Origin of the sequence: Ruegeria sp. Alg231-54, assembly GCF_900143525.1 — a bacterium.
Taxonomy (GTDB): domain Bacteria; phylum Pseudomonadota; class Alphaproteobacteria; order Rhodobacterales; family Rhodobacteraceae; genus Ruegeria.
In genome coordinates, this window is the sequence record NZ_FREZ01000011.1 from 114,633 (window position 1) to 128,570 (window position 13,938).

The following is a 13,938-nucleotide window of genomic DNA, read 5'->3' on the forward strand; positions in this document are numbered from 1 at the left end:
CCATCAATTGGCCTGCTCTTGCTCTTTAAATCACGGTGGGAAACAATCTGCTGATCGCGGCAAAATGGACAGGTAGCAAGGGCAAAGAAATCCGGAATATGGGTGACTTTCTTAGGTACGGGGTTGCAAACCATTTGGCACTCAGCATTGAATTATTCCCTGTTGGCTATCACATATCGCCGTTTTTCTCCACGTCTGCTTTGGGCTCAAGGCAGTCATCTGACTGTTTTTCTCAGATGACAGCTGAGCGCTGCTAAGCGGTCGTTCGGTCACGAAAAACCGAACTTTTTGCTCTCAATGTCTACTTTGGGCGAAAGCAGACGCTGGTCAAAAATTCGTCAATGACCGCAACGCGGACCTAGCGGACTTTTGCAGGTGCGCTCCCTTCTGCGGCCAGTCGAGTGGTAATTTTTTTGGGAAGGGACAATACAACGCCTTATCTGAGGATAGCTTTGGCCGTCGCCAAGTTTGTCCATGGATCGTGCTGGCCAAAGTACATCGCAGGAGGTTCTATCGAGGAGTCGACCAGCCCTTTGATCGCCAAAATTGCCCCGAGGACGCTGTACTCGGTGGTGAACACGATCCCGTCGGGGATTTCCACGAACTGCCCCAGCAATGCGAAGTTCTGAGACCCTTCGGGAATGACGGATGGTCGGTCCCCTTCTGCGCGCGGCAAAAATTGAGCAATGCCATAGGGCAAGCGACAGGGCACGCAGTACGAGGAGTCAAGGAGTTCTGCTTTTTCGTCCCCGTCCAGGTCGCCCCAAAGATGACCAAGGATCTCTTCCAGAATCTCGCGCCCGGTACACTCATACATTCGCTTTTTCACGAATTGCCCTTCGTTGTCCTCGCCGAGGGCTGAAACCCAGATCACGCAGGTGTCAGCGGCCTGTCCAGGATAAAAGGGTTGCCGATAGGTGTGCAGATGCAAGATCCAAGGTGAGTGCGTAAGGGGTAATGGGCTTTGCCGTCCCATCAACCGCTCTACGAGCCACTGGAACTTTCGCTCAAAAAGGCTGCCGCGGAAGGTCACAGTGCAATGCATCATCCTGGAGAGCGATACATCCCGCAGGAAGCGCTCAGGGCGGCCCAAGTCAGATTGCTTAGCCACCAATTTCTGCCAGAGCAAGTACGCTCCGCCTGGCTTCTCCGGGGGCGACATCGAGACGGGTTGGTCGTGGGACCCATAGGCGTGGTTGGATACGATTGAACCAATCGTCAAGAATGCCCTATCGTGAGGCTGAACCTCGATCGGGTCCATGACATCACCGTCCGAGCTCTCCAAATGCAAACGCTCAATCCAGCGCTGTGTGCCGTCAACTTTGAAGTCCGCGTCCGTAACGCGGCAGTTATAGTGGATTTGAACGCCTTTCTCGGTCAACAAACGCAGCGCCGGCAAGATGAAGGAATGGTAATTAGTGTAGCGGGTACGCTCTAGCGAGGTCATCTTCTCCATATCGGACATCCGATGGAAGAACAGACGCATATAGCGCCGCATCTCGACCGCCGAGTGCCATGGCTGAAATGCGAAAAGGGCGCGCCACATGTACCAGTAGTTGCTGCGGAAAAAGGCGTCACTGAAATAGTCGGTGATTTTGGCATCATCGGGAATCGACGACTCGGGCGTCGCCATCAAGCGCGCCATCTGAACTGTCTCAATTGGGCCGAGGCCGAGGTCGTGGCCGCTGTCCTTTTCGCCATCCGCGTGCAGCAGGCGGACGACGGTATCGACCTGGCATTCTTCATGGTTGCGCTCATGATCGTCGAGGCAAGAGCCATGTTCGTCATAGGGGATCAACGACCAAAGCTCCTTGGTGCAGCAGTAGACCTTGTCTTCGTACATCCGGCTGCCGCGCATGAAATAGACAGGCTTGCCGTCGACCATTTTCATTGAGGCATCCATCGAGCCGCCTACCAGATCTCTCTCCGGATTTTGTTCGAAAATATGGATGTTCGCCGGATCAAAACCGGCTTTCTGCACCAGATAGACTGCGGCCGATATAGATCCTAGGCCCAGACCGTTGAGATATACCTTGGCATTCTTGCTGCTATCTTGCGTCTGGCCCATTCTACTCTCCTCTAAAGTATAAAACGGTAATGCCGTCAAAGCTGTTGGCAAGGTCGGTTTTTGATCAGCCAACCGTTATCCCCAAGTTTATCTGATTGTTGTCGCGCTGAAGGCTTATTTGTCTCCACATTCCATACCGTTGGCTCTAGAGCGATCTTGCCGCACGAGCGAAAGGCACGAATTTGATCTGACCGGTCTGGGCTCGAAACGGTCATTCACTGCATCACACCTTAACGTCTACTTTGCGGACTTTCCTGCCGTTCGCTGTGTTGCCAAGAGCGTCCGGAGGGTGCGCATTCCCGACATTGGTCGAGTTCGAAGAAGGTCCGGTTTGCCGATCGGTTCGAGGAGCATGATACGACCTTCTGCTCTGCAATATTTACCGGGTGCCGTGCCCATTCTTCTCAAATGTCAAATCCAACGCCTCACCTTTCGCCTATAGTCCCTGTATTGTGAGTTGAAAATCGTTTCAAGGTGCTGTTCCTCAGACAAGGCCTGTCTGTACAAAGTGAGCACACCCACTACCAAACAGACTGCCGAGAACAAACTTGGAAGTGCCAAGAAAAAGCCGAATTGCGCGAAGGCAACTCCCAAAAAGGCCGGATTGCGCGAATGGCGATACAAGCCAGTAACCCGAAGACTTGACGGGGAAATGCGATCAATTCCTGAACGCCAGTCCATTCCCAACGAAAAGTGGCCGGCCAGCGCCAAGCCAAAGCCAAGCGTAAGACAGACCGCCCCGGACAAGATCAACCAGTTGTGTTGAAGAGGACCGATCATGCCAAGATACCGATCAACACCGGGCTCGATTGCGCGAAAGACACAGATGGCCCATATGAAAATCCTGAACCACCTGAATGCAAAATGATTCCACCACGTTGCGCTGAAGCGCTGTCCAGGGAATACGACCACCTGACCGTCGTGGCGCATCCTGTACAGAATCCGAAGGGAGTAAAACACTGCAACGAAAGTAAAAAAAAGCGCCAAGTAAATCCGTACGAAGTTGTGAATGTCAGTGGTTGCGTCCATGGGCTGCGACTCGCGCTGTATTCTTGTGGGCCGCCCCATTAATCGGTCAGTATTGAATGTTAATCCATCGCTAGTATCGGTGCTGTCAGACGAATTCGAACCAGTCTCTGTTTACCCCTAAATGCCGGAACTTATGCTGAACAAAGTTGGCGCCACTCGGARAGAGCAGCGGCGCGGTTGAGCTTGAAATTGTCTCTGCTGTAGAGGGCGCGTTCCTGATTGAAATGGTTGTGGACGGAAGAATGAACTGCGGCGAACTTCTGCAAACATCGCATTTGCCTGAAGCGGAGCATCGCACGTTCTCGTCGTCGAAATGGCAGATGGGAATTCTCGGCCCGATTGTTCAGCCAGCGGCCGGTCTCTTGCCGACTACCGTTCCCGACAACTCTCATCGCCGCGCCATAAGACCGCAGTTTGTCYGTCACGATGGATTCAGGTTGACCGTAGCGTTTCATTGATTTTCTGAGGAATTTCAACGCAGCTTTGCGGTCACGGCGCTTGGTCACATAACTTTCCAGCACCTCGCCTTCGTGATCCACAGCCCGCCATAGGTAGTGCGTCTCGCCATTGATCTTCACGAAGACCTCGTCCAGATGCCACTGCCAGTTCGAATAAGATCGCATCCGATTGACCCTGTTTCTGCGGATCTCTGCCGCGAATATCGGGCCAAATCTGTTCCACCAATAACGCACAGTTTCGTGGCTGATCTCGATGCCGCGCTCGTGCAAAAGATCTTCAACATTGCGAAGCGAAAGCGGAAACCGAACATACATCATGACGGCCAGACGGATGATCTCGGGGCTCGTCTTGAAGTAGCGAAAAGGGCTGCGTCTTGTCATCCTGCGACGCTAAGTGCTCGCCCTGCCCGCCTCAATAAGTTTCTTCTGACAGTGCCCATCTGGCAAGGATCCATGGAGAACCTTACTAAGTACAGAGTGCGGCGTGTCGATCTTGTTTTCGGGATTGGATATACAGACGACATTGAGCGCGCCAAAGCGACGCTCGCTGAGATGGTAGGGGCAGACAAACGATGCCTGAGAAGCCCGGAAACGCGGATATTTGTCGGCGAATTGGGTCCCTCGTCCGTGAACGTTTATTGTAGGCCCTGGGTGCGCACCGACGACTACTGGGATGTGATGTGGGACCTCACGGAAATCGGAAAAACCCGCTTACAGAATGAAGGTATATCTATAGCGTTTCCGCAAATGGATGTGCATGTACACACCAAAAAGTCAGCTTCATCTGAGGTCTGGCCAAGTTAGCTCGTTGTGTTGTGCTCTAACGTTTAAAGCCCTCTGTTTTCGCCACTCTGAAAGATTAATCTCCCGACGGAATAGTATGTTGCCACCCTCGTTATGAGAAATTGGCGAGGAGAATCACGAGGCGTCGCCCGGTCGGTCTGATAAGCAAGCCTTGGCTCAGACGGCTCCAAGAAACTACCTTTTATTAGCGATGCTAAACAGCTCCTCCGACTACAGTTTCACTACTGTAGAACTCCTCCCAAGTCGGGAAAATCTTCGCATTTTGGTTTTGTGAACACAAAAAGTGGAGAGACGAAATGTCACAATTTGATCTGCTAATTACCCTTCGAGACCAATACCCAGCCACTACTGCTTCGGCGCACAATTTGGTCTTACGTACGTCTGAGCTTTTACTTGCTAGAAAGCACCAAGTACAAATTGACCTGCATAATTCTCATAGGGCTCAAATCGCCTTCGAAAATGGGCTGTGGGAAACCTTACTCTGGGCAGCACGAGAATCCAACGCGACGAGTGCAGAGCGGTTGTTTAAGTTCACGGCAAACTTCTTTGCTCAGTTTGCTCTGGCTTGCCCAACTTGGAACTACGTCATGCCTGAAGTCACTAACTTTTTGATTGCAGCCAGCAGCGCTGAACACTCGTTACTTATTGACGCCGTCCATCAGGTGAAAAGCGAGCAATCCATAATGATTGGTATCGGGAAAAGACCTATCGTACTAAACCAGCAAGCCGCCATGGCGTCGCTTGCCGCCCCAACCGGGTCGCCATGAAGAAAGGAACACGGTGACTCAAGCAATCTATCGCAATCAAATTGAAAGGAGGAACAAATGAACAATGCTGATTCAAAAGCTTGGGATCTTGTACTGTCGATAAAGCCCGACGACTTGATTGAATTCTATGAAGAAACAGAGGAGCTTAGCGACCTCCATCGTCATATTTACCAAAACTTTCAGATGAATGGGCGGTTCTCCTGCGTGCATCAGGAATTCTTCTTTTATTCTAATGCAGCTGAGCTTTATGCCATTTCATTACATGCTCAAGAATCTATCGAGCCTTGAAAAGCATTTCTTCAGGAGTAGTCAAAAAACTTGCCAAGAGTTGACCGCCGCAATTTTCAGTCAAGCACCAGAGCTGTCAGTCACATCTCTAATCGGTATTGGCTGAATCTTGCGGCGCTGTTCTGCTAAAAACTCAGATGAAATTGCAGTGAGACCGCCGTGATCACGAGATGATTGAATGCGCAGAAACCTTTCTAGCTTGCTTCATGCTCTGCCAGCGTTGTGTTGGATCACAAGAGTTTCAACCCGGTGCGGATCATTTCAATAACGCGGGGTGCGTAAGGTAGATCATTAAGGTACTCTTCAATCGTAAAGTCGCCGTTAAGCTGAGGCAATTGTGCCCTAGCTCGCTCTGTTTCGCCTGCGAGGCTATGCACCGCAGAAACAATCAACCGATCACTTACACTGTGACGCACATCTAATTGGCGCAATTTTTCGGATGCGGCCTTGTAATCGCCACTTTCAACATCTTTTAGGCAAAGCGTAATTTTGGTCCACGTCGGCAAAACGGGGTTCGCATCTGTCGCTTTCCGCACCAACTCTATGCCTTTCTTAGGGTCGCCGGCCAATGCAATCCATCCTCCAGCTACAGCGAGCAGAAGGTTACCATTTGTATTAGCCCGTATCCCAGCATCAACTAGTTGCAAAAACCTTGGTTCGTCTCCATCCAGTTGGGCATATATGGCTGCAGCCACAAGAGCTTCCTGACATTGTGGCTCAAGCGCCAAGGCTTTCTCCGCGTGGGTACGTCCGTCTTCAATAACCGATTTCAGTCTTTGTTGACCAACGGATACTTCTTCGACGTGTCCAAACGCTAAAAGCGCATGCGCAAGTCCACTGGTTGGGTTATTGGCAACAGCAAGTTTACAAAGCTCCATCATTTGAGACAAACTACTCACTCTGTTTGTGCGTAGATGCGAATGAAAGGCCAACAAAGCCTGGTAAACATTAGAGTCCGAGGCAGGCCGCGTTTGGACATTCCTCTCAATGTCTGTCGCGACAAACCCGTACGCATCCGCAATGTAGATGGCGCAGTGCTTTGCGATGTCTTCTTGTGTTTTGAAAACGTTGGCGTGGCTCAGATAGATGTCTTTTCGCTCCGACCATAGCAAGGCCCCTGTTTCTCTACGCTTTAACTGAACAATTACTCGCAGGCATTCGCCATCTTCGCGCACCGTCCCTCCCAAAATATAGTCGCAACTCTCAAGCGATTTGCAGTCTTCTTGGCCTCCAACTTTTGAGTTTTCTGCCCGAAAACCTGTCAGTACCCGAATGTGACCAAAGCGGGCAAGTTCTAATGCAATTTCTTCCGGCAAACCATTTCGAAAAAAAATTGCGCGCTCGGTGTCTGAACCTGAGAACGATCTGATGCCGAGCGTGGGCAACCTGAGCAGTTGCAAATCAGTCAAAGTCGCATTTGTAGTTTCCAATTCTCGAAAACGAAACGTCGGGCGATACCGACCCTTGGGAACTGATATCTCTACCCTGTCTTCTCCACCTGATGTTAAGTAATAGTAACTCAACGCCTTTCGCAGTTTTACTGCTTCAGTTCTTACTACGGGGTCTGTGTTGGGATCGAAGTCAACACCCCTTCCAAACACATCCATTGCCAACGCAGTACCATGAAGTTCTTCACCCTTTCCGTCAATTTCACTTTTGACGAGGTGCTCAAAAAACATTCGGGTGCGTTTGCTGGCGGCGAAGTCTTTTGAGCCAACAATACGTTCCAGCTCTTCCAAGATCTCTTCTCTTGTCACTTTGAAGGCCAAAAAATACACCTCAGGATCAACTGCGCCATACAGACTAACTAGCATAACCTGGATATTGCGGCAAAGGAGACATCATCTTGGGGATGTGACGGTCACCGCTGAGAGTGGTCTCTTCGGATTCAAATAAATGATGCGCTGCGAAAAAACCGTTACAAACAACCTGACGTCCACTTTGGGCTCGAAGCAGTCATCCGACAGCTTGGTGCTGCCAGACTAATTCGAACCAGTCTCAGAATGGACAGTGAGCCTGTCCCTTATGACGCGCCGAGACCGCGCCACTCGGCAAGAGCAGCGGCGCGGTTCAGCTTGAAATTGGGTCGGCTTGAAAGGCTGCGTTCCTGATTAAAGTGATTGTAGACCGAGGCGTGGACGGAGGCGAATTTCTGCAAACTTCGCATGCGCCTGAAGCGAAGCATGGCCCGTTCTCGTCGTCGAAACGGCAGGTGCGAATTCTCCGCTCGGTTGTTCATCCACCGACCCGTTTCCTGCCTGTCTGCGGCGCCGATCTCCTTCAGCGCGGCGCCATAGGACCGCAGCAGATCCGTGACGAACACCTCCGGGCAACCATGCTTACGCATTGCTTTCTTTAAGAATTTCAATGCGGCCTTCTTATCACGCGTCTTCGTGACGAAGCTTTCCAGGACTTCGCCCTCGTGATCGACAGCCCGCCAAAGGTAGTGCCGCTCGCCGTTGATCTTGACGAACATCTCGTCGAGGTGCCAACGCCATTTGCTTGACTTCATCCCCTCAATCCGTCGCTTTCGTATCTCGGAAGCGAACATCGGACCAAACCGGTGCCACCAGTATCTGACAGCCTCATGGCTGACATCGACGCCGCGTTCATGCAGCAAGTCTTCGACATTCCGAAGTGAAAGCGGGAACCGGACGTACATCATCACCGCCAGGCGGATAATCTCACGGCTGGTTTTGAAGTAGCGAAATGGATCAGGTTTGGTCATCAGGCGAGGCTACGAAACCGCCCTGCCCGTCTCAAGTTAATTTGCTCTGACAGTACCCTCGGGGCTGCTGTGGAAATACTTGAACGGATCGCGTTTTGTCATGATCGGACGCTACAAACCCACCCGGCCCGGCTCAAGTCAAATCCTTCTGACAATGCCGTTCGAACTTTTTTGGGCCTCGGGAAAATAAATTGTTCATCTCTAATTGCGGCGGCCGTCAGCGATATTCGCTCCAAGTTAGTAGAGCCTTGCTGCACTACGACAGAGCACGGTTCGCTTCTTCTGAGCTGTAGTTTATTGGTAGTCTAAGACGAGCATCCAAATTAAAGGAGCCAGCCAGGCGGAACATTGCTGTCCCTCCTGTCCATCTGATGGACAAAAGTATTTTGTGGCATGCTTATTACCGTGAATTGGGGAAGCAATATCTTCGGGAGAAGATTAGTATGATCACCGCGCTAAGCTACATCGGTATTCGTTCCAACAAGTCAGACGATTGGCGGCAGTTCGCCGGCAATGTGCTGGGCATGCAGGTTTTGGATCACGGGGGTCGCAATACGGCGTTTCGGATGGATGATCAGCGCCAGCGGTTAATCATATCAGACGAGCCCGGCGATACTCTGGCCTACATCGGATGGGAGGTTGGCGAGAAGTCTGACCTGGAAAGGCTTGCCACCAAACTGGAGGCGGCGGGGCACAATGTGACCCCGGGGGATCGCGGACTGGCCGATCGCCGCTATGTGACGGAAATCATTACATGTGTCGATCCTGCAGGGAATCGGCTTGAGTTCGTCTGGAAGCCGGAGAAAACAACAGATCCCTTTATCCCGGGTCGACCAATTGAGGGTTTCAAGACCGGCCCATATGGCATGGGGCACGCTGTTTTACATGTGTCCGACGCCGAAGCGCTTGTGCCATTCTATCGCGACGTTCTTGGCTTTCATTTGAGCGACTACGGCTTGAAGCCAATTCCTCTCTACTTCTTTCATGTCAATGGCCGGCATCACAGCTTTGCTATCGTTGGGTCAGGGCAGGCAGGGTTTCATCACTTTATGGTGGAGTACGACAATTTGGACGACGTGGGCCAGGGATATGACCTGGCGCAAATAGGTCTTGCCGAAATCGCTTACACATTAGGGCGGCACACAAATGATTACATGACAAGCTTTTATGCCCATACGCCGTCGGGCTTTTTCGTGGAAAGCGGTTGGGGCGGGAGGATCATTGATCCATCCACCTGGGAGGCATGTGAAACAAATGTCGGGCCCAGCTTTTGGGGCCACGAACGGCTGTACCTGAACGAACAGGAACGCGCCGCCTTTCGGGATAAGCGATTGGCAACCGCAGCCGCGGGGCACCGGGCACCTAACGTTGTGAATTGCCCGTGGCTCTACGGACAAGTCCCCGAGGTCTGAACGATGTATGACGTTGCGATTATCGGGTTTGGTCCTACCGGCGCGACACTTGCCAACCTCCTGACCAAAAGCGGTGTTTCGGTTGTGGTTCTGGATCGCGAAGGCCAGATGTACCATCTGCCCCGCGCCGTGCACTTCGATGACGAAGTGATGCGCGTTTTCCAGACCGTCGGGATAGCTGACGCGCTTTTTAAGCTGGTGCACATCAACCCGGGCATGAAGTTCGTAGATGAAAACAATGAGTTGCTGCTGGACTGGCCAAGACCGCAAAACGTTACGAAACATGGGTGGCACGCAAGCTACAGATTGCATCAGCCTGATCTCGAAACGCTGTTGAGAGCCGAACTGGCGCGTTCCCCGACGGCCACCACGCTGGAACTTCACAACGTAGTAAATCTTGAACCCACAGGGAATGGCGTAGAGTTAACCGCACAGGATAAGACAAACGACTGCAAGTCCACCATTGAAGCTCGATACGTTGTTGGCTGCGACGGGGCCAATTCGTCCGTGCGTCGCTGGATCGGCAGCGAAATGGAAGATCTGGGGTTTGAAGAACGCTGGCTGGTTGTCGATTTGCATCTCAAACATCCAATGCCAGAGCTTGGCGATCATTCCATTCAATTCTGCGACCCGGACCGACCGATGACTTATTGCCGGGCCCCCGGTATTCGCCGCCGCTGGGAAATCATGGCTTTGGACGGTGAAACCGACGCCGAAATAATGGAACATTCGAGTCTCTGGGATCTGCTATCGCGGTGGATTACGCCTGACGATGCCGAGATCGAGCGCAGTGCTGTCTATACTTTCCGTTCACAGGTCGCGAAAATCTGGCGAAAGGGACCGGTTCTGATTGCCGGAGATGCCGCCCACCTGACGCCACCCTTCATGGGCCAAGGAATGTGCACCGGTATTCGAGACGCCGCGAATTTGGCATGGAAGCTCGTCAAAGCACTCAATGGCGGCGATGAAGAGATGCTCTTTGACAGCTATCAGGATGAACGAAAGCCCCACGCGCGCAGCTATGTTGAAACTGCGGTTCGTCTGGGCGGCCTGATCAACTCGCTTGATCGGGAAAGTGCCCTGCAACTTGCAGACAGTTCGCGTTCAGGTGCCATGCGATCTATTGCGCCCAAGCTTGGTCAGAGCGCACTGTTGCAGGTGCAGACAAACAACCCTTATGTCGGGCGTCCCTTTCCCCAAGTGCACCTTGATACCGACGGACAGCGGCTGGACGATGCTGTTGGACACAAGCACCTTCTTGTCAGCCGCGCCTCATTGCCGGAATGCAGCGATGATGCTGTCGCACTTAATGCGCGTGATCACCCCCAGCTGGACGCCGTGCTCTCAGATATTGGAACAAACGCCGTCTGGGTGCGACCCGACCGGTACGTCGCGGCTGTCGCGGAAACCCTCCTGGAACTTCCAGAACAAGCCCTGTCCCTTTTTAAGCCGAAAAAAACGAAAGATAGATATGAAACTGGCATCACTGAAATCCGGCGGTCGTGACGGATCACTCGTCGTCGTGTCAAAAGACCTGACCAAAATGGCATCTGCCACATCAGTTGCGCAAACGTTGCAGCAAGCGCTCGAAACTTGGGAAAGTTCAGCCACAGCGCTGAAAGAGATCTCGGACTTGGTCGAGCAAGGTGAGATTGACACGATGGCTTATGACGTGGACCAATTGGCCAGTCCGCTGCCTAGATCATATCAATGGGCTGATGGAAGTGCATATCTCAGCCATATGCGCTTGGTACGCAAAGCCCGCGGTGCTGACATGCCCCCCGGTGCTGAGACGGACCCACTGATGTATCAGGGGGGCGGTGACTATTTTCTGGCACCGACCGATGACATTCCCTGCATTGATGTAGACTGGGGATTAGATTTTGAGGGCGAGATTGCTGTGATCACCGACGATGTGCCCGTCGGGTGTTCTGCCGAGGCGGCGACCGGTCACATCAAACTGATAATGCTGTGCAATGATGTCTCATTGCGCAATATTATGAAACCGGAACTGGTTAAGGGGTTTGGCTTTTATCAGTCAAAACCTGCAAGTGCGTTTTCGCCGGTTTGCGTGACGCCGGATGAACTGGGTGAATACTGGACCGGATCGAAAGTTACATTGCCGCTCGAAACCTTCTACAACGGCAAAGTCTTTGGCAAAGTGCCAGCTGGCACCGACTTGAACTTTGATTTCGCCCAGTTAATTGCGCACGCTGCAAAGACCAGAGAATTGCGTGCAGGTACCATCATTGGATCGGGTACAGTTTCGAACACCGACCATGAAATCGTCGGATCGTCATGCCTTGCAGAAAAACGGATGATCGAGATCATCGCCACGGGTGAGGCAGAGACACGATTTATGGAACCTGGAGATACTATTCGCTTTGAGATGCGAAACCCGTCTGGCCATTCAATTTTCGGCGCTATTGACCAAAAGGTCGTCGCCACCTGAGAATGCCTAACAGAACGGCCTGAAGGATGAGAATGGCGGTAGACAACCAACCCAGCATTCGTGCCCTGCTACGCGGACTGGACTTGTTGCGGTTCGTGAACAGTCAGGGTTCGGCGAAGCCTGCCGAAATCGCCGCTGCGATTGGCGTGCCGAGACCGACTGTCTATCGGCTGCTCCACACTTTGGAAGAAGCGGGATACATTCTGATGTCGGCATCGGACGCCCGGGTCAGGGTATCGCCTCGTGCATCAGGTCTGGGCGACAACTATGCTGCTCATTCGCACATTTGCCGTGTTGCTGCCCCAGGTCTTGCGGAATTCACCGACGTGCATTCATGGCCTCTCGATCTTTCGGTTTATCGCGATCTGCACATGGTCATCGAAGAAACCACGCACTGGCGCAGCCCGTTCTCGATTGATCGGAACATGGCCGGGTTGTCCTTGCCGATACTCAGGTCTTCGGCTGGGCGCGCCTTTCTGGCATTCTTGGAAGACAAGGAAAGAAGCATTATTCTTGATCTGCTGCGCAACAAAAACGACCCCGAAGACGAGCGTTTTTTGCTGGAAAGCTGGATTGCTTCACGCCTCGATCAATACCGCAAACAAGGATACGCGACGCGCAGTCCTCGCACCTTTCGACCGGACACATCGAGTTTAGCGGTTCCAATCATATGTGAGGATCGCGTCCTAGGATGCCTATCGATCATCTGGATCGCCAGCGCGTTTTCAATGACCGAAGCTATCACCCGTTATACAGGTTCGATGAAAGACTTGGCCCATCAGATAGCAGCGCAAATGGCACAAAGCGCATCTGTCCGCCAAGCGGACAAAAAGATCTAAATCACAGTAAGGAATTCTGCGGAAGCGATAGATTTAGGAAAAACCGGGAGGAAACATGAAACATCTCATCAGATCGACTTTACTGACCTTTGGAATTTCGTTGACGGCAGGCGCAGCTCTGGCTGCGGACACTGTTCTTACAATCTCGTCATGGGCGCCGCCAACGCATGGCATGAATGCGAAACTCTGGCCCGAATTCACGAAAATGCTGGAAGAGGCCACCGAAGGCCGTATCAGCGCAGAAGTAAAGTACGGATTGGGAGCGCCACCGGCACAGTTCGACCTTATTCTGGACGGGGTAGCGGATGTCACCTGGATTTTTCACGGATACAATCCAGGACGTTTTGTGGCATCCAAGATGATCGAGTTGCCTGGTTACGAAGGCAATGCCGAGGCCGCGTCAGTGGCCTATTGGCGAGCGTATGAAAAATATCTCGCCGAAGCAAACGAGCATGACGGGGTGAAGGTTCTTGCTATGATGACCCACGGCCCCGGCATCCTGCACTCGGAGACCAAGTTGGCCTCGTTGGATGATATATCTGGCATGAAGTTGAGGCTTGGTGGTGGGGTTTCAGGAGACGTGGGTGCAGCGCTCGGTGCCACCGGTATCCGGGTGCCGGCACCAAAAGTCTATGAAACATTGGCCTCCAAGGCGGCTGACGGTGTCATGATGCCCATGGAGGCCCGCGCAGGCTTCAAGCTGTTCGAAGTTGCACCGCACAGTTACTCTGTGCCCGGTGGGTTCTATCGCGGCTCTTTTGCAATCGTGATGAACCAGGACAAATACGACGGGCTGTCAGATGAAGATCGCGCTGCTTTGGATACCATAGCTGGCGAAGCGCTTTCTCAGGTGGCCGGGCGCATGTGGGACGAGATTGACCAGATTGGCATCGAAACCATTGAAGCCAATGAGGGCAACTCGTGGACTGAAGCCAGCGAATCTGACGTCGCAACCTGGAACGAAATGACGGGCCCGATCATCGAAAGCGTTCTTGCCGAGGTGTCGGACAAAGGAATCGACTCCGCAACGGTGCAAACATTCATTGCCGAGCAGATGTCAGGCAACTGAACCGTTACGAAGAAACACTGCGGG

General features: G+C 52.5%; 13 protein-coding genes. 8 read left to right on the top strand and 5 right to left on the bottom strand.

Going from position 1 to position 13,938, the window contains the following annotated elements:
* Positions 1 to 436: 436 nt before the first annotated feature.
* The 3 genes from DHN12_RS18215 to DHN12_RS18225 all read right to left on the bottom strand — a co-directional run bounded on the left by DHN12_RS18215 (position 437) and on the right by DHN12_RS18225 (position 3,936).
* Positions 437 to 2,068, bottom strand: a complete 1,632-nt coding sequence (locus DHN12_RS18215; protein ID WP_108861466.1) for an oleate hydratase — start codon at positions 2,066 to 2,068, stop codon at positions 437 to 439.
* 411 nt (positions 2,069 to 2,479) lie between these two features.
* The gene (locus DHN12_RS18220; protein WP_108861467.1) at positions 2,480 to 3,097 is read right to left on the bottom strand and encodes an isoprenylcysteine carboxylmethyltransferase family protein; all 618 of its coding nucleotides are present in this window, start codon (positions 3,095 to 3,097) and stop codon (positions 2,480 to 2,482) included.
* Positions 3,098 to 3,228: 131 nt separating this feature from the next.
* The gene (locus DHN12_RS18225) at positions 3,229 to 3,936 is read right to left on the bottom strand and encodes an IS6 family transposase (protein ID WP_108861468.1); all 708 of its coding nucleotides are present in this window, start codon (positions 3,934 to 3,936) and stop codon (positions 3,229 to 3,231) included.
* Between the two features lie 72 nt (positions 3,937 to 4,008).
* Between DHN12_RS18225 and DHN12_RS25250 the strand changes: the two genes are divergently transcribed.
* From DHN12_RS25250 to DHN12_RS18240, 3 genes are all read left to right on the top strand, one after another.
* Positions 4,009 to 4,359, top strand: coding sequence for a mechanosensitive ion channel domain-containing protein (locus DHN12_RS25250; protein ID WP_108861469.1), 351 nt, complete (start codon positions 4,009 to 4,011; stop codon positions 4,357 to 4,359).
* 296 nt (positions 4,360 to 4,655) lie between these two features.
* Positions 4,656 to 5,126: a hypothetical protein gene (locus DHN12_RS18235; RefSeq protein WP_058278267.1), complete on the top strand. Its 471-nt coding sequence runs from the start codon at positions 4,656 to 4,658 to the stop codon at positions 5,124 to 5,126.
* Positions 5,127 to 5,183: 57 nt separating this feature from the next.
* A complete protein-coding gene (locus DHN12_RS18240) occupies positions 5,184 to 5,414 on the top strand; it encodes a hypothetical protein (RefSeq protein ID WP_108861470.1) in 231 nt (76 codons plus the stop codon).
* A 230-nt stretch (positions 5,415 to 5,644) separates the two neighbouring features.
* Here DHN12_RS18240 and DHN12_RS18245 read toward each other — a convergent pair whose 3' ends face one another.
* Both DHN12_RS18245 and DHN12_RS18250 read right to left on the bottom strand, forming a co-directional pair.
* On the bottom strand, positions 5,645 to 7,228 hold the full coding sequence (locus tag DHN12_RS18245; protein ID WP_058278265.1) for a hypothetical protein: 1,584 nt from the start codon (positions 7,226 to 7,228) through the stop codon (positions 5,645 to 5,647).
* A gap of 209 nt (positions 7,229 to 7,437) precedes the next feature.
* Positions 7,438 to 8,142: an IS6 family transposase gene (locus tag DHN12_RS18250; RefSeq protein WP_108861471.1), complete on the bottom strand. Its 705-nt coding sequence runs from the start codon at positions 8,140 to 8,142 to the stop codon at positions 7,438 to 7,440.
* 443 nt (positions 8,143 to 8,585) lie between these two features.
* On the opposite strand from DHN12_RS18250, the gene DHN12_RS18255 reads away from it, so the two are divergent.
* Genes DHN12_RS18255 through DHN12_RS18275 form a run of 5 tightly spaced genes read left to right on the top strand, consistent with a single transcriptional unit; the run spans position 8,586 to position 13,914 of the window.
* Positions 8,586 to 9,554, top strand: coding sequence for a VOC family protein (locus DHN12_RS18255; protein ID WP_058276734.1), 969 nt, complete (start codon positions 8,586 to 8,588; stop codon positions 9,552 to 9,554).
* A 3-nt stretch (positions 9,555 to 9,557) separates the two neighbouring features.
* Entirely contained in the window at positions 9,558 to 11,060 is a 1,503-nt protein-coding gene (locus tag DHN12_RS18260; protein ID WP_058276735.1) for a bifunctional 3-(3-hydroxy-phenyl)propionate/3-hydroxycinnamic acid hydroxylase, read from the top strand.
* On the top strand, positions 11,026 to 12,006 hold the full coding sequence (locus DHN12_RS18265) for a fumarylacetoacetate hydrolase family protein (RefSeq protein ID WP_058276736.1): 981 nt from the start codon (positions 11,026 to 11,028) through the stop codon (positions 12,004 to 12,006). The genes DHN12_RS18260 and DHN12_RS18265 overlap by 35 nt, the downstream gene beginning before the upstream one ends.
* Before the next feature lie 32 nt (positions 12,007 to 12,038).
* The gene (locus DHN12_RS18270) at positions 12,039 to 12,845 is read left to right on the top strand and encodes a DNA-binding transcriptional regulator (protein ID WP_058276737.1); all 807 of its coding nucleotides are present in this window, start codon (positions 12,039 to 12,041) and stop codon (positions 12,843 to 12,845) included.
* Between the two features lie 55 nt (positions 12,846 to 12,900).
* Positions 12,901 to 13,914 carry a TRAP transporter substrate-binding protein gene (locus DHN12_RS18275; protein WP_058276738.1) on the top strand — a complete coding sequence of 338 codons (1,014 nt, stop codon included), beginning with the start codon at positions 12,901 to 12,903 and terminating at the stop codon, positions 13,912 to 13,914.
* Positions 13,915 to 13,938 lie beyond the last annotated feature (24 nt).

Excerpts from the sequence above, each read along its gene's own strand:
- DHN12_RS18215 (WP_108861466.1), bottom strand. The coding sequence starts at position 2,068 with ATGGGCCAGACGCAAGATAGCAGCAAGAATGCCAAGGTATATCTCAAC.
- DHN12_RS18220 (WP_108861467.1), bottom strand. The coding sequence starts at position 3,097 with ATGGACGCAACCACTGACATTCACAACTTCGTACGGATTTACTTGGCG.
- DHN12_RS25250 (WP_108861469.1), top strand. The coding sequence starts at position 4,009 with ATGGAGAACCTTACTAAGTACAGAGTGCGGCGTGTCGATCTTGTTTTC.
- DHN12_RS18235 (WP_058278267.1), top strand. The coding sequence starts at position 4,656 with ATGTCACAATTTGATCTGCTAATTACCCTTCGAGACCAATACCCAGCC.
- DHN12_RS18240 (WP_108861470.1), top strand. The coding sequence starts at position 5,184 with ATGAACAATGCTGATTCAAAAGCTTGGGATCTTGTACTGTCGATAAAG.
- DHN12_RS18245 (WP_058278265.1), bottom strand. The coding sequence starts at position 7,228 with ATGCTAGTTAGTCTGTATGGCGCAGTTGATCCTGAGGTGTATTTTTTG.
- DHN12_RS18250 (WP_108861471.1), bottom strand. The coding sequence starts at position 8,142 with ATGACCAAACCTGATCCATTTCGCTACTTCAAAACCAGCCGTGAGATT.
- DHN12_RS18255 (WP_058276734.1), top strand. The coding sequence starts at position 8,586 with ATGATCACCGCGCTAAGCTACATCGGTATTCGTTCCAACAAGTCAGAC.
- DHN12_RS18260 (WP_058276735.1), top strand. The coding sequence starts at position 9,558 with ATGTATGACGTTGCGATTATCGGGTTTGGTCCTACCGGCGCGACACTT.
- DHN12_RS18265 (WP_058276736.1), top strand. The coding sequence starts at position 11,026 with ATGAAACTGGCATCACTGAAATCCGGCGGTCGTGACGGATCACTCGTC.
- DHN12_RS18270 (WP_058276737.1), top strand. The coding sequence starts at position 12,039 with ATGGCGGTAGACAACCAACCCAGCATTCGTGCCCTGCTACGCGGACTG.
- DHN12_RS18275 (WP_058276738.1), top strand. The coding sequence starts at position 12,901 with ATGAAACATCTCATCAGATCGACTTTACTGACCTTTGGAATTTCGTTG.